The sequence below is a fragment of the Pseudoalteromonas sp. PSi26 genome, assembly GCF_054960575.1.
Genome location: NZ_JBHNYT010000005.1, coordinates 201,297 through 221,012, shown reverse-complemented (window position 1 = coordinate 221,012; position 19,716 = coordinate 201,297). Strand labels below are relative to the sequence as shown.

Annotated in this window: 20 protein-coding genes; 11 read left to right on the top strand and 9 right to left on the bottom strand. The window is 40.3% G+C overall.

Annotation, left to right across the window (positions count from 1 at the left end; genetic code table 11):
• The first annotated feature begins 261 nt into the window (after positions 1 to 261).
• Entirely contained in the window at positions 262 to 462 is a 201-nt protein-coding gene (arfA, locus tag ACFI34_RS07560) for an alternative ribosome rescue factor ArfA (protein WP_462673020.1), read from the top strand.
• A gap of 420 nt (positions 463 to 882) precedes the next feature.
• Here arfA and ACFI34_RS07555 read toward each other — a convergent pair whose 3' ends face one another.
• On the bottom strand, positions 883 to 2,382 hold the full coding sequence (locus tag ACFI34_RS07555; RefSeq protein ID WP_462673019.1) for a phospholipase effector Tle1 domain-containing protein: 1,500 nt from the start codon (positions 2,380 to 2,382) through the stop codon (positions 883 to 885).
• A 110-nt stretch (positions 2,383 to 2,492) separates the two neighbouring features.
• A complete protein-coding gene (locus ACFI34_RS07550) occupies positions 2,493 to 3,797 on the bottom strand; it encodes an NAD(P)/FAD-dependent oxidoreductase (RefSeq protein WP_462673018.1) in 1,305 nt (434 codons plus the stop codon).
• A 237-nt stretch (positions 3,798 to 4,034) separates the two neighbouring features.
• Here ACFI34_RS07550 and ACFI34_RS07545 point away from each other — a divergent pair, with 237 nt between their 5' ends.
• From ACFI34_RS07545 to ACFI34_RS07530, 4 genes are all read left to right on the top strand, one after another.
• The gene (locus ACFI34_RS07545; RefSeq protein WP_462673017.1) at positions 4,035 to 5,963 is read left to right on the top strand and encodes a RecQ family ATP-dependent DNA helicase; all 1,929 of its coding nucleotides are present in this window, start codon (positions 4,035 to 4,037) and stop codon (positions 5,961 to 5,963) included.
• A 116-nt stretch (positions 5,964 to 6,079) separates the two neighbouring features.
• Positions 6,080 to 7,153 (top strand): porin, encoded by a 1,074-nt coding sequence (locus ACFI34_RS07540; protein WP_462673016.1) that lies wholly within the window; start codon positions 6,080 to 6,082, stop codon positions 7,151 to 7,153.
• A gap of 12 nt (positions 7,154 to 7,165) precedes the next feature.
• Complete coding sequence (locus ACFI34_RS07535; protein ID WP_462673015.1) at positions 7,166 to 7,573, top strand: phosphate ABC transporter substrate-binding protein; 408 nt, start codon at positions 7,166 to 7,168, stop codon at positions 7,571 to 7,573.
• Between the two features lie 140 nt (positions 7,574 to 7,713).
• Positions 7,714 to 8,022: a YkgJ family cysteine cluster protein gene (locus tag ACFI34_RS07530; RefSeq protein WP_462673014.1), complete on the top strand. Its 309-nt coding sequence runs from the start codon at positions 7,714 to 7,716 to the stop codon at positions 8,020 to 8,022.
• A 36-nt stretch (positions 8,023 to 8,058) separates the two neighbouring features.
• Here the strand turns inward: ACFI34_RS07530 and ACFI34_RS07525 are convergent, their stop codons facing one another.
• Complete coding sequence (locus tag ACFI34_RS07525; RefSeq protein WP_462673013.1) at positions 8,059 to 9,423, bottom strand: TrkH family potassium uptake protein; 1,365 nt, start codon at positions 9,421 to 9,423, stop codon at positions 8,059 to 8,061.
• A gap of 2 nt (positions 9,424 to 9,425) precedes the next feature.
• Positions 9,426 to 10,079, bottom strand: coding sequence for a potassium channel family protein (locus tag ACFI34_RS07520; protein ID WP_016899132.1), 654 nt, complete (start codon positions 10,077 to 10,079; stop codon positions 9,426 to 9,428).
• A gap of 282 nt (positions 10,080 to 10,361) precedes the next feature.
• On the opposite strand from ACFI34_RS07520, the gene ACFI34_RS07515 reads away from it, so the two are divergent.
• Positions 10,362 to 11,687 (top strand): DUF4118 domain-containing protein, encoded by a 1,326-nt coding sequence (locus ACFI34_RS07515; RefSeq protein ID WP_462673012.1) that lies wholly within the window; start codon positions 10,362 to 10,364, stop codon positions 11,685 to 11,687.
• Positions 11,680 to 12,348 (top strand): response regulator, encoded by a 669-nt coding sequence (locus tag ACFI34_RS07510; protein WP_462673011.1) that lies wholly within the window; start codon positions 11,680 to 11,682, stop codon positions 12,346 to 12,348. Before ACFI34_RS07515 ends, ACFI34_RS07510 begins: the two co-directional genes overlap by 8 nt.
• Before the next feature lie 154 nt (positions 12,349 to 12,502).
• Here ACFI34_RS07510 and ACFI34_RS07505 read toward each other — a convergent pair whose 3' ends face one another.
• The 3 genes from ACFI34_RS07505 to ACFI34_RS07495 all read right to left on the bottom strand — a co-directional run bounded on the left by ACFI34_RS07505 (position 12,503) and on the right by ACFI34_RS07495 (position 14,872).
• Entirely contained in the window at positions 12,503 to 13,120 is a 618-nt protein-coding gene (locus ACFI34_RS07505; protein ID WP_462673010.1) for a glutathione S-transferase family protein, read from the bottom strand.
• A gap of 54 nt (positions 13,121 to 13,174) precedes the next feature.
• On the bottom strand, positions 13,175 to 14,203 hold the full coding sequence (locus ACFI34_RS07500; RefSeq protein ID WP_276755431.1) for an NADP-dependent oxidoreductase: 1,029 nt from the start codon (positions 14,201 to 14,203) through the stop codon (positions 13,175 to 13,177).
• Between the two features lie 180 nt (positions 14,204 to 14,383).
• Positions 14,384 to 14,872 (bottom strand): GNAT family N-acetyltransferase, encoded by a 489-nt coding sequence (locus ACFI34_RS07495; protein WP_462673009.1) that lies wholly within the window; start codon positions 14,870 to 14,872, stop codon positions 14,384 to 14,386.
• 147 nt (positions 14,873 to 15,019) lie between these two features.
• Between ACFI34_RS07495 and ACFI34_RS07490 the strand changes: the two genes are divergently transcribed.
• On the top strand, positions 15,020 to 16,225 hold the full coding sequence (locus ACFI34_RS07490) for an anhydro-N-acetylmuramic acid kinase (protein WP_462673008.1): 1,206 nt from the start codon (positions 15,020 to 15,022) through the stop codon (positions 16,223 to 16,225).
• Positions 16,226 to 16,243: 18 nt separating this feature from the next.
• Here the strand turns inward: ACFI34_RS07490 and ACFI34_RS07485 are convergent, their stop codons facing one another.
• Positions 16,244 to 16,729, bottom strand: coding sequence for a hypothetical protein (locus ACFI34_RS07485; protein WP_010556054.1), 486 nt, complete (start codon positions 16,727 to 16,729; stop codon positions 16,244 to 16,246).
• A 519-nt stretch (positions 16,730 to 17,248) separates the two neighbouring features.
• Here ACFI34_RS07485 and ACFI34_RS07480 point away from each other — a divergent pair.
• Positions 17,249 to 17,587 (top strand): hypothetical protein, encoded by a 339-nt coding sequence (locus tag ACFI34_RS07480; protein ID WP_462673007.1) that lies wholly within the window; start codon positions 17,249 to 17,251, stop codon positions 17,585 to 17,587.
• 28 nt (positions 17,588 to 17,615) lie between these two features.
• Here the strand turns inward: ACFI34_RS07480 and ACFI34_RS07475 are convergent, their stop codons facing one another.
• Positions 17,616 to 18,572, bottom strand: a complete 957-nt coding sequence (locus tag ACFI34_RS07475; RefSeq protein ID WP_462673006.1) for an IS110 family RNA-guided transposase — start codon at positions 18,570 to 18,572, stop codon at positions 17,616 to 17,618.
• Positions 18,573 to 18,903: 331 nt separating this feature from the next.
• Between ACFI34_RS07475 and ACFI34_RS07470 the strand changes: the two genes are divergently transcribed.
• On the top strand, positions 18,904 to 19,233 hold the full coding sequence (locus ACFI34_RS07470; protein ID WP_462673005.1) for a hypothetical protein: 330 nt from the start codon (positions 18,904 to 18,906) through the stop codon (positions 19,231 to 19,233).
• A 120-nt stretch (positions 19,234 to 19,353) separates the two neighbouring features.
• On the top strand, positions 19,354 to 19,674 hold the full coding sequence (locus tag ACFI34_RS07465) for a hypothetical protein (protein ID WP_462673004.1): 321 nt from the start codon (positions 19,354 to 19,356) through the stop codon (positions 19,672 to 19,674).
• Positions 19,675 to 19,716: the final 42 nt, after the last annotated feature.

Sequence of the window (19,716 nt, the reverse complement as noted above, 5' to 3'; positions counted from 1 at the left end):
TTTTCAGTGGAAACAAGGCGAATTTACGCGTCAATAGCTAGCCTATTGCAAGTAAATTCAACGCTGTTAGCGCTGGAAATAGCTGCTAGAGATAGATTTATTATCCAGTGTTCAGGTTACTACTAAGCGCAGTTATTTACTGCGCTTTTTTTATGTTTATTTATTATGAAAAAGAGCGCTAAAACACTTGCAAGCTTGAAAATTAGGCATACAATCGCCACTTCTTAAGGTTCTTATTGTTATAAATAGTTAGGAAATAAAATGGCTAAAAAATCGAAAAGCAAAGCCGCAAATAATAGTGCGGTAGACACCGGCCGAGGGGTTATTCATCATAATGCGCTGGCGGCTTTAGTAACCTCTAAAGTGTTTAAACCTCAAGTGGTAAAAGCTAAAAAAGGGAAAGGCTCGTTTAAACGCAGCAGCAAACACGTAGGACGAGAGTCTTATTTAATCGCGGCTTAAATAGCACCGATCAAATAAGACTTTTAACTGCCTACTTTTGCCGCAGCATGCGGGTAAGTGTGTTGTCTTTATCTATAATATGGTGCTTTGAGGCGCCCACGATATGTAAATTTAACGCAATAAGAAGCGCATTTGCTGTATGAGCTCTAGCCCGAACAAAGCACGTCTCAACCTTTTTGTAGTTTATTGATCTTTATTAAAAAATGCACAAAGAGAAGAGAGAGGAGTAAACGAGCAGCCAAAGCAAATTAGTATAAGTTATCTGTATATGACCACCGAGTAAACCGAGGTGCTTCGCGCTACACATTGAAAACACCCGTATCGTTTAGTCACTTCTCTAGGTATTCTTCTTCGCTTCTCGGTGGTTCCCAGTTAAAGCGTTGCTTTTAAACGCCATCAAGCTGCGCGTCTTCAGCCCATTTAACTTATGCGGCTTACTTTTACTTTTATTTTTCCTGCATTGGCGCCATAAAAGCGGCTTAAGTCATTGGCGAAGGGACTAAATTCACCTGATTTAGTAATAGTCACCGTAGCGCCATTGGCTATTTTAAATAAAAAATCTTCGTTATTATTAATTGCGCCAACTAATGAGAACCACTGAGCATCTGGAAGTCGCCTGAATGGTTCAAGTAACGCCATTGGAATTTCTTTAACGCCTAATTGCACGTCATCTCGATGCCATCCCTTAGGTGTACACTGTATGCCGTCGTCAAACCAGTGTTGATCAGGGTAGGGGGTAAAGCGATAAGTTGCACCCTGCTCAAGCATTAAGCCCGTTTTGTTATAAAACTCACTGGCAAATACCACCACATCTTGGCTTTGGCCAATACTTAATACGCTCATATTTTGGTTGGCAAGCGTAATGTGCGCACTTAAGCCGGTAAAACTTAAGGTGCTGTTGTCACTGTAGCTAACGTTGTATGACTGTTTTTTAAGTGACTCTGGACGGTAGCTAGTGAGCTTATTAATACGTGTAGCCACACTGTGGTGAACTAATGGCCTAATATTACTCGCTTCGTTATCCACCAGCACAAAGCACTCTCTATCTACCAGCTTAAAGAACGAGTTTAACCAAAAGTAATTTTGCTGGTGGCTCAGTGCAAGTGAGTCGGGGATAACGGTGAGATCGTCTTGTGCAATTAAATTACTATCTGGAAGAAGAGTTTTGTAGTTAATATCGTGACTTGTTAACAATGAAATAGCTAACGGCTGCTCAATAATCCACTCAAGTGCATAACGTAAGCAAATATCAGCTAAACCATCACGGTAGTATCCACCGCCAATGTCTGAATGCGCGCCTGCAAACCACAGTTCAGTAATGTTATTTTGATGGTTCATCAGCGTAGGCTCAAACGCACGGCGTTTTTCATCAAGTGCCACGCAGTGCAGTGCTTGTGAAATATTATTAGCAATGGTGTGGTTTTCAAAAATAACGTGCTCTGCGCCGCGTGTCGCTTTACTCACTTTTGATAAGCCAATTGAGGCCACGGTATCAAATACACATACGTACACATTATTACTAATCAAAGGTTCCAGAATTTTTGCAAAACGCCTAGCGAGAGCGCCACCTCGGCTAAAACCGGTAAGTAAAAGGGTATCGCCTAGTTGGTAATGCGTTTTAAAATCACGCATGGCTTGATTTAAAATACTGGCAACATCGTCACCACGTGGCGCTAAAGTTTGATTTAAAATGCGTTTTAACCGGCTACCTTTAGTGCCAATACCTTGATAATAAAAGCTCAATTGTTGCGAGAAAGGTGTAGTGGGGGAACCATCAAGTTTGCCGCCTAATAACAAGTGCAGCTTAACAATATTAGAAATACTACTGTCTTCTTTAAAATGGTCTGAGCTAAATTGCTCTGCATCGCGAGGCTCGCCACCAGTACCATCAAAATTAAAAATTAGCGTTTTACTCGTCATTGCCTTATTCCCTGAGTGGTTTGTATAAATTTACATGGGAATTGTGAAAAATCAAAGACAGCGGTAATAAAAATTTATTAAATCTGCTTATTACCGCCATGGGTTATTTATTAGTGCAATTTCATTTTAGGGCGTACTACACGTAGTACTTTTTCGCTTATCCATAATGCAAAGGTTTTTGCGCTACCGTGTATGGCCCGTTGGTGCATGCGATACAGCGATATATACATAAAGCGGGCTATTTTACCTTCAATAAAAAAGGTGTTACTGGTTAAGTTACCCATTAAATTACCGACTGTGCTATAGCGCGATAAGTTAACGAGAGAGCCATGGTCGCTATATTTAAAGCCGCACAATGGTTGTTGTTTTAACGTGGCAATAATATTTTTTTCTACACATAGCGCCATTTGATGGGCCGATTGCGCACGCGGTGGAACGAGCTTTCCGTCTTCTTGGGTAAAGGCGCTGCAATCACCAATAACAAAAATGCTTTCATCTACGGTGCTTTGTAAAAACTCATTTACTTGAATCTGGTTGCTGCGGGTAAGCTCAAAAACACCCAAGTCTTTAATAAAGTCTGGCGCTTTTACGCCTGCCGCCCATACCATAATATCAGCATTAATATGTTCTTCGTCTTTTGTAATAAACCCGTGCTCTGTGGCTTCTTTTACTTGGGTTTGTTCTAGCACGTTTACGCCCAATTTTAACAGCTCGCGTTTGGCGCTTACGGCAATACGCTCTGGTAATGCAGGTAAAATACGTGGGCCGGCTTCAATTAAATGAATGTGCAAACGCTTAGACGACATATTTGTAAGCCCATATAGCTTTAATAGCTCAGACACATGGTAAAGCTCAGCTGAGAGTTCAACGCCTGTTGCGCCGCCGCCAACAATGGCAATATCAAGAGATTGTTGTTGGTTGTCGTCTTGATGAAGGCGGGTAAAGCTATCGAGCAAAGAATGCTGAAAACGCTCAGCTTGCTGGTTTGAATCTAAAAAGTAGCAATGCTCTTTTATGCCTGGGGTATTAAAGTCGTTACTTACACTGCCAATAGCAATAACAAGGTGGTCGTAGCGTACAGTACGTTTGGGCAAAATAGTGTGGCCAAGTTCGTCAAAAAGTGGTGCGAGAGTAATTGTTTTATTGCTTTGGTCGATGTTACAAAAGGTACCAAGTTGGAAGTTATAATGATGTTTTGCGGCATGAGCAGAGTAAACTACGCCATCTAAATCGGGGTCAATAGAGCCTGTGGCTACTTCGTGCAGTAACGGTTTCCATATGTGGGTGCGGTTTTTGTCTATTAGCAGAATTTCTGCGTGTTTTTTCTTTCCTAGTTTATGCCCTAATTGAGTTGCAAGCTCTAATCCGCCAGCGCCGCCGCCAATAACGACGATCTTAGGAGTGGTTATGTTCATGACTATGCCCTTAAAAATAATATACCCAAGCAATCTGTTTTATTATTTTTAAAATGACTTGGGTATCAAAAAATTATTTTGGCAACGCTCACTTTTATGGGGCTATAGTGTGCGCCTAAATAATGGATATGTCAGCAGTAAATCCCCTAATTTACGGTATACTAACTTGCAAATACTTCATCTAGGCTGCATTTTTCTGTTATAGCCCTGTGTTATCAACGCCAAAAAGGACATTTTATGAATACGCCGCTTTTACAATCACTTGAGCAACATTTTGGTTTTAATCAGTTTAGAGCAGGGCAGCAGCAAACTATAGAGCAGCTTTTAAATGGGCAATCGTCCCTTGCTATATTCCCTACAGGATCGGGTAAGTCGTTGTGTTATCAGCTAACGGCTATGCATTTACCAAACTTAACGTTAGTGGTGTCGCCATTACTTGCCTTAATGAAAGATCAAATTAGCTTTTTAAATAGCAAAGGCATATATGCTGCAAGCCTAGATTCAAGCCAAGATCAAATGCAAAGCAGCACTGTAATGAACGATGTGCGAAATGGTAAAATTAAAGTGTTAATGGTGTCGGTAGAGCGCTTTAAAAACGAGCGATTTAGAGAGTTTATAAGCCAAGTTGCGCTGTCTATGCTGGTGGTAGATGAGGCGCACTGTATATCTGAATGGGGCCATAACTTCAGACCCGATTACTTAAAACTACCGCGATACCGCGAAGAGCTAAATATTCCACTGGTACTATTACTTACTGCCACCGCCACTAAAAAAGTAAAACGCGACATGAGCGAGCGTTTTAATATTGCCCCTGAGTGCATTGTACAAACGGGCTTTTACCGCGCTAACCTCGATTTAAGTGTACTAAGTGTAAAAACGGCTGATAAAAACACTGAGCTTACAAACATAGTGCGTGCGCAAAATGGTCCAGGTATTGTGTATGTAACACTGCAGCAAAGTGCTGAGCAAGTGGCTAACACGCTAAGTGCGCAAGGACTTCAGGCGGTTGCGTATCATGCAGGGCTTGAAGATACACTCAGGTGGCAAATTCAAGATGATTTTATGGCGGGTAAAATTAACGTAGTTGTAGCAACTATAGCCTTTGGTATGGGCGTTGATAAATCAGACATTCGTTTTGTTATTCATTACGATTTACCAAAATCGATTGAAAACTACAGCCAAGAAATTGGCCGCGCAGGGCGTGATGGCAACCCTTCAAATTGTTATACATTGGCTAATTTAGATGGCCTAAACACAGTAGAGAATTTTGTGTACGGCGACACCCCCGAGCTTAGTGGTATTGAGCACGTTATTAACGATATTCGCCAAAGCCAACAGCAATGGGAAATGCAAGAATACAGCCTTTCAAGCGAAAGTAATATTCGCCAATTAGCACTTAAAACTTTGCTGGTTCAACTCGAAATGCAAGGCGCAATTACGCCGCAGTACGCCTATTATGCCGATTTTAAATACAAGTTTTTGGTTGATAAAAACGAGCTACTTAGCCAGTTTGACGAACAGCGCCAAGCCTTTTTAACGCAAATATTTAGCCACACCGATTTTAAAAAAATATGGGGCACGCTTAATTTTGACACCCTCACACAAGCCGCGCAGGTTGACCGTAAACGCGTAGTAGCAGCGCTTGATTACCTAGCCGAAAAAAATCTTATAACCCTTGAAACCAAACGTATTACCCAAGTATATAAAGTGGATAGTGAAGTTATAAGTAACCCTGAACTTGCAAAACAATTACACAGCTATTTTAGCGATAAAGAACAAGCCGAGATTAAACGAATAGCCGCATTGGTTCGCTTTTTTGAGCTGCAAACTTGCCTGAGTTATAACTTAGCGCGCTATTTTGACGACCAAAACGCGCCAGCGCAATGCGGGCATTGCAGTGTATGCCGTGGTAATGCTGTAAAACTAGAGTACTCACTAGCGCCTGTAACTATTGCAGATGAGGTTATTTATCAAAAAGTAGATGAGTTTTTGGCGCATATGGCCACTAAGGGAGTTCATAACGTGGGTGTTGAAACCCAGTGCCGTTTTTTAGCTGGTATGAGCGTGCCATTATTTGCTCGTAATAAAGTACGCCAACTCAGCGGATTTGCGCTCTGTGAGCAACAACGATATAGCGATATAAAAGCCACACTGCTTGGCAGATAGCCATTAAAGTAATGATCAAACCTGCAAATTATAAAAAATGTTAAATTTTTGTTTGTTTTTTCAGCGTTTAACTATACTCAACATGACTATAAAGGTCATATAAAATGAGGTGAACGATGAAACTGCAAAAATTGATGCTGTTAAGAATGTTTATTTCAGGGACTAGTTACGCTGAAATTAATATTTCAGGCTTTGCAAGTATTAACGCGGGTAAAGTGCTAAGTGGAAGTGGTGTGCCGCAATATGGTGTTGAGCCAACCTTTTTGGCTGACTACCCTAATGTGAGTGGCTACACAGAAGACTTATCATTCTCTCCAGAGTCGTTAATTGGTATACAAGTGTCGGGGGACCTTGGCGAGGGCTTATCTGTCACAGGTCAAATTGTTGCCCGAGGTGTAAATGATTTTGATGCTAATTTTGAATGGGCATATATTTCGTACGAAATAAATGATAATTGGACGGTTCAAGCGGGTAAAAAACGTTTGCCTCTTTTTTATTACTCAGATTTTTTTGACGTAGGTTACGCATATGTATGGATGCGTGCACCAGCCGACAATTATACATGGCAAGTATTTAATTATGAGGGAATAAACCTACTCTATTCTGGCTCGATTGGAGAATGGGGTGTGTCTGCTAATGTGTATGCTGGTAAAGAAGACGATGACGACAATAAGCTACTATCAGACTTTTTCTTTCAAGAGCCTACCCGAGAAATTTGGGAAGATATGCTAGGTGGTGTACTTTCGTTAAGCCATGATTGGCTTGAACTGAGAGTAACGCATATGCAATACACTAATAAGCGCTTTCGTTCTGGAGAGCCGGTTTTATGGGAGGGAAAAGATAGCCGTGATGGCAAATTTTATGGCTTAGCTGCCAATTTTGATTTTGGCGATTTTTTTGTACTAAGCGAACTTAACCGTTTAGATTTAGACGGAAACCTAGACACTTATATGATCAGTGCAGGGTATCGGTTTGATGTAATTACGCCTTATGTGATGTTTTCAGATTTTGAGCAAAAAGGTGAGGGGGATACTGAAAGCCATAATACCTTTGCGGTGGGGGTTCGTTGGGATTTTCATCCTTCGGCGGCACTCAAAATGCAGTACGACAGGGTAAAAGATGATTCATTCGAGTTAGCGGTAGCGGGTGATAGTAAAGCGATCACGCTTGGTGTTGATGTTGTATTTTAAGGGGAATTAAAAATGAAAAAATTAATGTTATGTGTACTGTTTTTGTTTAGCAATGTTGCCTTTGCTGATTTTGCTATTATTGTACATCCTTCAAACGACAGTAGTTTTGATGAGTCCGTCATTAGTCGAATTTATACCGGAAAAGAAAAGTCGTTTAGTAATGGCAATACGGTAATTCCAATTTCACAAGATTCAAAAAATCCTACTACGGAGCAGTTTAACAATAAACTGCTTAATAAAAGTGCTTCGCAGTTAAGAGCCTATTGGTCAAAGCTTATTTTTACGGGAAAAGGAACACCACCCAAAGAGCTAGAAAATGACTCAGAGGTGATCAAAATGGTTGCAGCTAACCCAAATACGATTGGGTTTGTTTCGGCATCTGCTGTGTCTGATGATGTGAAGGTGGTATTAAACTTTTAATTTAAGATTAAAAGCCAACAATAAAGCGTGCTAAATAGCAGCACGCTTTATTTTACTGTATTTGTTCACCATTAAAATTAACTAGCGAGTTTAGCGTGCTCGTGTATCCTATCTTATGTGTTTCTTTTATTTAAGCCACCATGCCACATACCGTTATTCCAAGTAAAACCATTTCCTCTACACCTGAGCCCGTAACCTGCGCCAATTGCCAAGCATGTTGCTGCCAATTAGAAGTGCGCATAGTAACCGACACCGGAGTGCCTTTTCAGTACATTGATTACGACAAATGGGGCAGCGAAGTGATGAAACGCGCAGACGACGGTTGGTGCCAAGCACTCGACCGCAACACACTAATGTGTACCATTTACGAAAACCGCCCACTTACTTGCCGCGAGTTTGAAATGGCCTCGAACGAGTGTATTACAGAGCGCGAAATAGCGGGTATTTAAAAATATGGACTAACTAATAAACTCGCGTTTGTGTTTTTAACCAATAGAGAGTTGTGCGCTTGGGTATCTTAGTTTTTTACTTCGTGGACTTGCTAAAAAGTAGGCGAGAGTGAGCGGGCCTATTCTACCCATAAACATTAAAAACATAATGATAAACTCCCCCAGCGGTGATAACGATGACGTTAAACCGCGTGAGAGTCCTACTGTCCCCAGTGCTGATACCGCTTCAAAAGCAATATCTAAAAAAGCTGCATCTTCAACGACAAGTAATGTAAAAATAGCCAACCATGTGACTCCCGCTGAAATAACGGTTAAGGCTAATGCTTTATATACAGAATCTTTGTCTATTTCTCGGCGTAACACGGTGACGCCTTTGTCACGTCTTAAGTAGCTATAGGTTGCTAAAATTAAAACGATAAACGTAACGACTTTAATGCCACTTGCGGTACTTAAAGAGCCGCCACCAATAAACATAAGCATCATAGTTAAAGCGGTGCTGGCATTTTTTAATTCTTCAATAGCAATGGTATTGAATCCCGCAGTACGTGGAGTGACAGCTTGAAACCAAGCAGCTAACCATTTACCTACTTCAGACAGTGGTTGCAGTGTTTTTGGATTATCGTATTCAATCGCGTAAATAAGCAATAATGCAATGACGTTAATAATAACAGTGCTGATCAGCATTAATTTACTGTAGGGACTGAGCTTTGCCCAACGCTTTGATTTATATAAATCCATTAATACGGTAAAGCCCAGGCCGCCAATAATAAACAAACAGGTAATAGTTAAATTTACAATGGGGTCTTCTACATAGTGCATTAAACTATTGGGGCTTAATGCAAACCCTGCGTTATTAAAAGCGCTAATGGTATAAAAAAGAGCATGAAAAAAGCTTTTTTGTAAACCCATTTCAGGTAGCCAATACAGCGTTAAAATTATAATGCCTACAGATTCTACGATTAGTGAAAACAGCAAAACAGACTTAGCGGTATTGACCAACGTAGATGTATCTGTTTGATTAAAAGCAGCTTTGGTGACTGTTTTTTGAATAAAGCCAACTTTATTACCCAGTGCCATTAAGGTTACAACCGCAAAGGTCATTAAACCCAGACCACCTAGTTGAATTAATAGTGCAATAACGCCTTGTCCAAAAGGAGTAAACACTGAACCAGTATCGACAACAACTAATCCAGTTACAGTCACCGCAGAGGTTGCTGTAAACGCACTTTGTATCCATGAAATAGGCTCATAGGTTGCAAAAGGCAGTTTTAATGCCAATGCCCCTAGCGTTATTAATATTAAAAAACTGCAACATAAAATAAGAGGCGGAGCCGCATTGATTTTTTTATGCCCACTGACTTTGCGCTCAATAGGCGTTTTGAGAGGGTGCCATAAAACCATGATTATAAGAGCCTTGGAGCTAGATAGTTTAATTCGACTCGGCTACCTGATAGCAGTAAGGTGTCGTGGGTATGTAACTCAAAGTCGTCATCAAGTTTGACAAACGTTTGCTTGGCGCGCTTTACCAATAGAGGGTCTACAGTGCCTTTTATTTCTCTGAGTAGATGCCCTAGTTTTGTTTTATGTAGGTGAGCTTTTATACTTACTTCAACAACGTATAAGCCATTGCCTAATGAAATATAGTCGTTCACTATCGGGTAATTAAGCGCTTGTGCAACGCGCACCCCCATTTCTTCTTCAGGATGAATAATGCGTGTTACACCTAATTTAGAGATAATAGTGTGATGGGCTTTAGTACTCGCTTTTACCCATATTTGCTCAACAGCTAAGTTTTTTAATGCAAGTGTGCACAGAATGCTCGATTGCATGTCTTCTCCAATCGCGACTAAAACAGCCTGACTACTCGCTAAATCAAGCTCTTTAAGTGCGGCTTCATCGGTGGAGTCGCAAACAACGGTTTCAGATAAATGCTCAACATATTTTTCAGCTAGTTTTGGGTTACTATCAACCCCTGTGACTGTATGCCCTAAATGAATTAATTCAAGGCTTGCTGCAATGCCAAAACGACCTAACCCGATCACTGTAAAATGTGCCATGTTGATACCTAAATTAAAGTTAAAAGAGAGAAGTGGTAAAGAGCCATTTGGTCAATAAACAGTTAATACAAAGGCTGTACGCTTTACTGTTTTTATCCAACCTGACATACGTATTACTCCTTCTGCTGAAGTTAGAATATGAGTTATTAAAGTAACAATGTAGGTAGGCGTTAAAAGCTTTATAAAGATTTAACGAATCAGATAAAAAACTTTATAAAAACTTTATAGAGGCAATATCAAAAAGGCAGTAATCTAGGTGTTCAAATGTTAGAGGAGTAATTAATGTATCAGGCAGAGGCTAAACCACGTTGGTATAACGCATTGTTTTTGGCAGTTATAATGCCATTAATTGTGGTTATTGCCATTTACCCTGTACGTAATTGGTTTACTACCACCGATATCGTGATGCTTCAGTTATTGTGGGTGACTTGGGTTGCTGTGCGCAGTAATCGTCGTCTTGCCATACTAACCACCTTAGTGAGTGTGGCGTGTACAGATTGGTTTTTTGTTGCCCCTAATTTTACTTTTCATATTGAAAACATAGAATATTTAGTAACCTTTATGGTTATGCTGATTGTTGGCTTTGTGATCAGCCAATTGGCAGGCGAGCTCAGTACTAAAGTTAGGGATGTGCAATTACATGCGAGTAATAGTCGGACCTTGTACGAACTGGCCAAAGACTTAAACAGCCTAGATACGCTGGATGAACAAAAAAAGTACTTTGTGCAGCGCATTAGTAAGCATTTAAACGCAAGTTGTACGTTTACACCTGTAGCATCGCAAGGCAATAGTGAATTTATATTGCTTAGTGAAGTTAACCCGAGCTGGGGCGGGTTTAATTTTACTAAACGGTTAACGCAAGGGCAAAAATCCTTTGCTGACACCGCTATTTCGCTTCTTTATCAGGTACATGAAAAAACATTATTACGCCAACATTCGGCTGCTATTTCGGTGCAAGCGGAATTAGAGCGCGCTAAAAATGCACTTTTACGCAGTTTGTCTCACGATTTACGTACACCGCTGGCAACGATTATGGGCGCATCGAGCATGCTTGCAGATGATGAGATTACCCTCAGTGACAGCGTGATAAAAGAGCAAGCGAGTAATATTTATGAACAAAGTAAAATACTTAATGAGCACTTTGACAAAGTAATGGAGTTAAGTCGAGTTAATAAAATGGGTGAAAACCTAAGTTGGCAAACAATAAACTTACAAGCACTACTTAGTGAAGCTAAAGCTAGAAGACAGCAGCAACTCACTGACTTTGTCATAAATACCAATATAGACGCCCAGACAACATGCGAAGGGGATGTGACTTTGTTAGAAATTGCGCTGGCTAATATGCTCGAAAATGCATGGCGTTATGGTGATAAAAAGGTGAGCGTTGAATTTACGCGACGTACTCATCAGCAAAAGGTAGGTTATCAGTTACTTCTAACTAATAACTTGGTAATTAATGGGCAAACCAGTAGCGATGAAGGCGTTGGGTTAGGCAGTATTATTTGTGATGTGGTTGCTAAATTTCACCAGGGCACATTTACATTAACAATTGATAAAGAAAAAAATATGGCGTACGCAGAGTTAATCTGGGAAAAAAGTAATGACTAAAATCTTGATATTAGAAGATTCTCCCCCTCTACAAAGCTTTTTAAAAACCTTGTTGCAAGCCAGTGGTTACGAACTAAGTATTTGTGATAAAGGGTTAGATGGTTTTGCACGTTTAAGTGAGCAAAGTTACGATCTTGTATTGTTAGACTTAGGCCTGTTAGACATGGATGGCCAAGACTGGTTAATTGAGTTTAGACAATGGAGTGCCTTACCTGTTTTAGTACTATCAGCTCGAGATGGCGAAGTTGAAAAAGTCACAGCGCTTGATAATGGGGCAAATGACTATATTACTAAACCGTTTAGCGCGAATGAGTTGCTAGCCCGAATTCGGGTTTTATTACGCACCCAAAGCCAACCGAGTGTGGCATTTACCTGCGGGAATATAAAAATAGATCCGCAAAAGCACAGTGTTACTGCTTCTGGAGGTGAGGTAAAACTCACTAAAAAAGAGTACGCAATACTCTTATTGCTGTTTCAGAATAAAAATAAAGTACTCACCCATAATGCAATCTTAAGCCATATTTGGGGGGCGCAGTATATAGACCGTCCTGAATATGTGCGAGTCCATGTGGCACAGCTCAGACAAAAACTAGAGGCTAACCCTGCGAGTCCAAAATATATTTTAACTGAACCGGCCGTGGGTTATCGATTGGTTGACTAAAAATGAGAACTTTAGAGTTTTACTCTACAGCACAATTATCCAGATAAATTATTTTTAATTGAATTTTAATACGCTTGAGCAAATTAGTGTAAATAAAACAGAGCAGCAAAAATGTTTGCTATGACTGTGTTTCCACAGTCATAGGCGTATAAAATTAGTCGTATTTAGCTTCTAGCTCATTAGCCGTATGAAACTTCTCGTGGTTTTGTAATTGCTCGTCGTATTTTACTAGGTTTTTGAAGTTACCCAGCTGGCCTGAGTTTTTAACAATTTCAACAATAAACGACATCATAAAATCGGCGCCGGTTAGGGTGTCGCCAACTAAATAACGTTTACCTTCTAGACGGTCGTTAAAGTAGCTAATTACTTTCGCGGTTTCAGCGTCGGCGTAGCCTTCTAAAAATTGTGTTTTAGCGCCATCTTTAAGCACAAACATTTTAAGTAGTAGCGGTAAAATTGCAGAGCTTTCAGCAAAGTGCAGCCATTGTTGGTAATCAACGTAGTCAGCGGTGCCAGCCTTTGGTGCAAATTTACCGTTACCATATTTGGTGATTAGGTAATCAGTAATAGCGCCAGATTCGGTAACAATTAAACCATCGTCTTCAATAACCGGCGACTTACCGAGTTGGTGAACTTGCTTTAGCTCATCAGGCGCTAAAAATGTGTCTTTGTTACGTTGATAAGCAACAATTTCGTAATTAACTTCTAGTTCTTCTAAAAGCCAAATAATACGTTTAGAACGCGATTTATTTAAATGGTGTAGTTTTATCATGTCATTCCTTGTTGGCGTTGCTGGTTTCAGCAACGCTGTGTTTATATATTTTAGTTAAAGTGCATCGTTGATTTTAACAACGGTTTTACCAAAGTTTTTACCGCTGATCATATCGTTAAATGCGCTTACAGTGTTTTCAATACCTTCTACCATGTGCTCGCGGTATTGTACTTTGCCATCCTGCAGCCACTTTTGCATGTCTTGCGCAAATTCATCGTAGCGGTGACCGTAGTCGTCAAAAATTATAAAGCCTTGCATTTTAATACGTTTAGTAAGCAACTGCCCCATTAGCATACCCATACGATCAGGGCCTTCAGGTAAGCTTGTAGCGTTATACTGTGATACTAAACCACACAGCGGTACACGAGCTGCGGTATTAAGTAGTGGTAATACGGCATCAAACACTTTACCGCCCACATTTTCGTAATAAACGTCTATACCGTTATCACATGCTTTTTCTAGCTGCTCTGCAAAGTCATCGGCTTTGTGATCAATACAGGCATCAAAACCAAGCTTTTCAACGGCATGGGCACATTTTTCGCTGCCACCGGCAACGCCTACCACTTTACAGCCTTTAATTTTAGCTATTTGGCCAACGGTTGCACCAACTGGCCCCGTTGCTGCGGCTACGACTACCGTTTCGCCTTCTTTAGGCGCGCCAATATCAAGTAGGCCCATATACGCCGTAAAGCCCGGCATACCCATAATGCCTAGCGCGTACGAAGGATTAGCAGGCTCTTTGCCTAATTGCATAAGGCCTTCGCCATTACTAATGGCGTAACTTTGCCAACCTGTGTAGGCAAGTACCCACTCGCCTTCGCTAAATTTATCGTTTTTAGACTCTTCTACTTGGCACACGGTAGCGCCAACCATTACGTCACCCACGTTTACTGGATCGGCGTACGACTTTGCGTCGCTCATGCGGCCACGCATGTATGGGTCAAGTGATAAGTAAATAGTGCGCAGCAGTACCTCGCCATCTTTAAGGGCTGGTAAATCGACTGTTTTAAGCTCAAAGTTTTTATCGGTTGGAGCACCGTGTGGGCGTGATGCTAAAGTAAGTTGACGACTAGTTGCAGACATAAAATTCTCCTTTTGAATATGAACCCACTTAACGAATGTGTATGCGTTTAATAACCCGATTGTCATAAACAATAATGCGCGCTAAGTAGTATAAATATGTACAAATTTGTACTTTATAACAAGAGTTTTGGGCGAGGGGCTGTTAATTCAACCTTAAGCGGAGTAATTATTCTAAACAGATTATTTGAGCTTGCTAAAAATATGGCTATTGTAAAATGCGCCATTTTTATAAATGGCTTGGTTGAGAACGGCCTCGGCCTTAAAACCACATTTAGTCAGTGCCTTTATAGAGCCTACATTACCAGCAAATACAGCGCCAAAAATACGGTTTAGGTTTGAGGTTTTAAACGCGTAATCGCAAATTTTTGTAATCGCGTGAGTCATTATTCCTTGCCCCCAAAAGTCACTATTAAGCCAATAGCCTATTTCGCCACTGCGGCTATACTCGAACTCTCCGGGCGTTATGCCTATACACCCCGCAAATTGCTCATTTACAATAATTGCTTTAATAATCCCATTTTTAGAGCCTTGGTTTATCCACCAATCGGCGTCGGCTTGGGTATACGGAAATGGAATTTTAGACGATAAAAAGCGCGTAACCTGTTCATCATTTAAGGTATTAATAATGTGTGGCGCGTCTTGTGGTTTAAAGTCTCTTAGGGTAATCATTGTTTAAATTAAGTATAGGGTGAGTACGGTTTAACTTAGCAAGCAATTAGAGATAGCACAATCACAAAGATTAACCGCTTACGCCTATAACTTTGTTTTAAAGTACTCTAATATAAGCAAAATATAATACTGTTTAAGATACCTTTTATGCACCCACACATAGCCGCCCTTTATAATAGTGCCCAAAAACCAAGCCGTTTAATTATAGGTTTAATGAGTGGTACCTCGTTAGATGGGCTCGATGTAGCGCTGTGTAAGGTAACGGGCGCAGGTATAAATACGCAAATTGAAGTGCTTAACTTTACCACCGTTGACTATAACAACGAGTATAAAAGTAAAATAAAGCAGGTATTTGCCAAACGAGAGTGTGATTTAGAACTAGTAACCTTATTACACCCGTGGGTAGGTAAACTCCATGGCGATATGGTTAATCAGTGCTTACATACTTGGCAGGTAAAACCAGCAAGTATTGATGTAATAGCCAGTCACGGGCAAACAATTTACCACTGCCCACAGTCGCAACATAATCATAAAAGCTTTACTAATGGCACGTTACAAATTGGCGACAGCGACCAAATAGCCGTTACTACCGGTATTACAACTATTGGCGATTTTAGGCAAAAGCACATAGCCGCAGGAGGCGAAGGTGCCCCACTTGCGGTATATGGCGATTACTTGTTTTTTTCAAGCCTTATTGAAAACCGTATTTTACTCAACATGGGTGGCATAGCTAACTTAACTTTTTTACCCAAAAGCGGTGATGCAAACAGTGTATTTAGCTCTGATATTGGCCCGGGTAATACAATAATGGATGCCTATGTACAAAAATATTTTGAGGGGATGCATTTTGACGACGGAGCAAAAATAGCAAAAGCAGGGAAAGTAAATACACCTTTACTACATGCATTATGCGCAGATGACTTTTTTAATTTAAGCATGCCCAAAACAACAGGGCCAGAAGTGTTTAATTTAGCGTATTTAAAAGCGGCTCAAGCACTCACCAATACGCTTGACTTAACTCACCACGATGTAATGGCAACACTCAATGCATTTAGTGCTAATGTAATAAGCGATGCAATAAAACAGTGTGCTAAACACGAGGCAAATTGTGTGGTGTATGCCAGTGGTGGTGGAATACATAACCCACTACTAATGGAGCAGCTTTTAACACTTTGCCCAGAGGTTAAAGCGTTTAAAAACACACAGGTACTAGGAATAGATCCCGATGCTAAAGAAGCCGTGTTATTTGCTATTTTAGCCAACGAATGCCTAGCAGGTGAGCAGCAACACCTTAATAATACCGCGCAAGGTATTGCGGGAGTGACTATGGGAAAAATAAGTTTTCCCGACTAACCGATATTGATAAGCGTTTTAAAACAATGATAAAAAGGTCGAGCCTACCCCAGCAAAATATCGGCGAAAACCGTGTGGTTTTGACTGCTCGATATTTACGAGTGGCGCGTTATAGCCGCCCTCAAATGCGTTAATATTCATATCAAACTGAAGGCTATTTTTTAATGTAGCGTATTTACCGTGCAACATCAGCTGCATTACAAAACATTGGCTATGGGTAATTTTGTTTAAAGTAAGGTTAACGTAACCGCGCTCTAAATCGGCTTGCGTAATAACGCTCTCAGTAAAATACTGAGCGCCACGGGCACTTGGATGTGTTGCGCTCAGCGAAATAACATCACCTTCATTTACAGCATCTGGCAAATCGCATTGCAATGTAATTGCATGAAGCGCATTGGCTTGTACCGAAAGGTTTTCGTATTCCATGGTGTGGCTCATAGCCGCAGACATCGGATCATCAAGTGATTGCAGTGCAAATGTTAGTTGCACTAGAGGTGTGGTCATTTACTTCGTCTTCTAGATTATAAAAAATACAGTTTGAGTTTAAATTATCGCCTACTTAGATTGCAGTTTTATGACAAATTGCACTTAATCGGATAATCGCTGCATTTTGATCAAAAAAGATCGTTATAGGGTTTTCATTGAATTTAGGTGACGTTTGTTGTCAAAGTAGGTGAAACTTGCGATCCAGCCTAAGAGAGTATAAATAGTGCTTATAAATATTGTGGGGTAAGCATGTAGCCAGCAATATAATTTATATACGCAGAGCGAGTTTTCATTTTCAATTCTATGAATTTTAGCTGTATATATACAGCCATAGTACGGTCGCTCGCATAGTCAAGAAAGCGGCCCCATTGCTCGTTTTATACTATGAAGAAAAGCGAGCACTGAAGGATTTTAATAACGCTGGCAATTAGTTGGCAAGTTTGTTAAAAATAAACAAACAAGAAAACGAGCTCCGCCGTGGTAGAAAAACGCGCGATTCGCTCGCTATAAACATGTTATGTTTACAAAGGATTCAGCATGAAATGGATAGTTTCGTTATTTATCTTCGCCCTTGTTGTTTTCTTTTTAAAGAAGACTGAACCAACAAAGTCTCAAGTTCTTATTAGCGAAGTTTTGCCTGTTTTGTCATTCAGCTGCGAAGATGTTTGGCGAACAAATAATATGTTAAATATTGGCTTCAAATTAAAGTCTGGAGAGTATTCGTTTAAAGCTCAACTAAAAGAATCGGACTGTGAGCAATTTAATAACAATGTAAAAATTGGCTCTTTAGCTGATGTTGTGTATTTTCCAGCTGGCTATAAAAGATATAGTCTGGTGTCCATTAACATAAATAATCGGGTTTGGGTTAAACAGTAAACATAACAAGAGACTATGGCGTCAATAGCTAATTATTAACTTTTGGCGCTTCCCACATTACACCGTCTCTTAGCATCGAATTTAATATCACAATCATCTTTCTAATACAGGCGATGATGGCTACTTTTTTGGGTTTCCCTGCTGCCAATAAACGTTGATATGTTACTTTGAAAACTGGGTTTGATTGCATCGCTGACATCATCGCCATGTATAAAACCGTTCTCACTTGAGGTCGACCACCCTGAATTTTTCGATGGCCTTTATATCGACCACTTTCTCGGTTCATTGGGGCAACACCAATCAGGCTACTTGCTTGTTTGCTGTTGATGTAACCCAGTTCAGGTAGGTTACTGATGATTGATGCAGCAGCTATTTTTCCAATACCAGTCATACTCTGTAATATCGTATTTTTAGCCAGGTATTCAGGGCAGCTTTCAATGAGTTTAACGATTTTTTCTTCAATCTTTTTTATCTGATTATTAAATAAAGTTAGTATTGTTTTGATTGTCATCGCCAGTGCTTTGGGCATTATTTGTAAGCGATTTTTCTCCATTGTTTGCATCGTAAGTAACTGGTTACGTCGAGTCACTAAATCACTCATTGCCTGCATGGTATCTGGCTTAAGCTGTGATAATTTAGGTTTAATCGCTTCGCTATAATGGGCAATTAATTGCGCATCAAGCTTATCGGTTTTGGCTCGTTGGCCTATTGCTCCTGCAAACCGTTTAACATGAATAGGGTTAGCGATTGTGAAAGGTAAATTGGCATTAGCGCAAGCCAAAATAAAGGGCATTTCAAGCCTACCAGTGGCTTCAATTACGATGCGCTCAGGCTTGTATTTCTTAATCGTTTTGACGGCTTCTTTAATGCCTTTATCATCATTTGGAACAGTGAAGTAAATGTCCAATGGACGGATATAAATATCGAGTTGGTACTTTCCGGTATCAACACCTACGTTTATGTTTTGCTTTGTTTTTGTATTCATAATAAGCTAACTCTTACTTGCATAATGCGGGTTCGAGACCCAGTAGACTATTCGAGTGTGGTGCTTGGAGTCCTTTGTCGCGTTCGTTCTTGTTATCGGTCTCTCAACAGAGGAGCCTTTGCTCAATCGAACTACGACAAGGGAAGCTTAAGTTGCTGCTTAAGCCTGGGTCTCACATTACCCGAAATGGGGTTTAAATAGTAATTAAGATGGGTGTATTATCCATACAAGTGGTTCAAGAAGGTCTCGTAATAGCTTGCTCGAGCCTTCGGCAAACATTTTAGCAAGCTAAACTCGCCTCTTAACCAGGCGTTATACGCCAAGGATAGTCATGAAATTCTTATCAATATTGTTGGTTGCCTTTTCATTTTCTCTGAACGCTTCGGAGGTAGAACTAGTAGGTGGGAAAAACTATGTCGTGCCAAACAACGAGGTCTGGATTATTAAAGATGTCCCCGTGCTCACCTGTAAAGTATGTACTGCCGATCTCAATGTTAAGGGGCAAGCGAGCCAAGTAGAAGTTAATGGCGTTATTTTTAGTGGTAACTTCGAAGTCTCTTTTTCAAGTAAAGTTAACGGCCCTGTAAAAATTTATTCTGGCACCAGCTTTTGGCTGGGAGATAGTAGAAATAATCTACTCGTTGCTATTGCAAGCCGTTAGGGGCGTATAACAAACCAAGTCAGCGGGACAATTACATGCAGGCTCCCGTCACTTCGTTCCGTATTTTAGCCTGCATGTACTTGCCCCTGCTTGGGGCGTTAGCTGTACAAGGAAAGTTTTGTGATAGTAATTGTATTTATACTCTTAATTGCAGTATCTATTTATTTCAAAGTTCGTTACAACCAAACAATTACAAAAGCACAAGCATTCTGTATTTCAAATAAGCTAGATATTTTTGGCGTTACATACGAGAGTCCATCCGATATACACAAAGATTTTAATTTCATGAGTAAATTATGGTCAGGTAGCGCTATTAAAAGCGTATCTAATGAATCACTAAAATTAGATTTAATAAATGCTCGTAAATTACTTCAGTTACAACTCTTATTTGGATTTTTAACCTTTCTTGCTGTTGTCATAAGTGGCTTTTACAGTGCATAGTACAGCTAACAAAAACATTATGGTGGGAATTTTACTCGCTGG

Bases quoted from the DNA above. Each gene is read 5' to 3' on its own strand.
- arfA (WP_462673020.1), top strand. From the start codon at position 262: ATGGCTAAAAAATCGAAAAGCAAAGCCGCAAATAATAGTGCGGTAGAC.
- ACFI34_RS07555 (WP_462673019.1), bottom strand. From the start codon at position 2,382: ATGACGAGTAAAACGCTAATTTTTAATTTTGATGGTACTGGTGGCGAG.
- ACFI34_RS07550 (WP_462673018.1), bottom strand. From the start codon at position 3,797: ATGAACATAACCACTCCTAAGATCGTCGTTATTGGCGGCGGCGCTGGC.
- ACFI34_RS07545 (WP_462673017.1), top strand. From the start codon at position 4,035: ATGAATACGCCGCTTTTACAATCACTTGAGCAACATTTTGGTTTTAAT.
- ACFI34_RS07540 (WP_462673016.1), top strand. From the start codon at position 6,080: ATGAAACTGCAAAAATTGATGCTGTTAAGAATGTTTATTTCAGGGACT.
- ACFI34_RS07535 (WP_462673015.1), top strand. From the start codon at position 7,166: ATGAAAAAATTAATGTTATGTGTACTGTTTTTGTTTAGCAATGTTGCC.
- ACFI34_RS07530 (WP_462673014.1), top strand. From the start codon at position 7,714: ATGCCACATACCGTTATTCCAAGTAAAACCATTTCCTCTACACCTGAG.
- ACFI34_RS07525 (WP_462673013.1), bottom strand. From the start codon at position 9,423: ATGGTTTTATGGCACCCTCTCAAAACGCCTATTGAGCGCAAAGTCAGT.
- ACFI34_RS07520 (WP_016899132.1), bottom strand. From the start codon at position 10,079: ATGGCACATTTTACAGTGATCGGGTTAGGTCGTTTTGGCATTGCAGCA.
- ACFI34_RS07515 (WP_462673012.1), top strand. From the start codon at position 10,362: ATGTATCAGGCAGAGGCTAAACCACGTTGGTATAACGCATTGTTTTTG.
- ACFI34_RS07510 (WP_462673011.1), top strand. From the start codon at position 11,680: ATGACTAAAATCTTGATATTAGAAGATTCTCCCCCTCTACAAAGCTTT.
- ACFI34_RS07505 (WP_462673010.1), bottom strand. From the start codon at position 13,120: ATGATAAAACTACACCATTTAAATAAATCGCGTTCTAAACGTATTATT.
- ACFI34_RS07500 (WP_276755431.1), bottom strand. From the start codon at position 14,203: ATGTCTGCAACTAGTCGTCAACTTACTTTAGCATCACGCCCACACGGT.
- ACFI34_RS07495 (WP_462673009.1), bottom strand. From the start codon at position 14,872: ATGATTACCCTAAGAGACTTTAAACCACAAGACGCGCCACACATTATT.
- ACFI34_RS07490 (WP_462673008.1), top strand. From the start codon at position 15,020: ATGCACCCACACATAGCCGCCCTTTATAATAGTGCCCAAAAACCAAGC.
- ACFI34_RS07485 (WP_010556054.1), bottom strand. From the start codon at position 16,729: ATGACCACACCTCTAGTGCAACTAACATTTGCACTGCAATCACTTGAT.
- ACFI34_RS07480 (WP_462673007.1), top strand. From the start codon at position 17,249: ATGAAATGGATAGTTTCGTTATTTATCTTCGCCCTTGTTGTTTTCTTT.
- ACFI34_RS07475 (WP_462673006.1), bottom strand. From the start codon at position 18,572: ATGAATACAAAAACAAAGCAAAACATAAACGTAGGTGTTGATACCGGA.
- ACFI34_RS07470 (WP_462673005.1), top strand. From the start codon at position 18,904: ATGAAATTCTTATCAATATTGTTGGTTGCCTTTTCATTTTCTCTGAAC.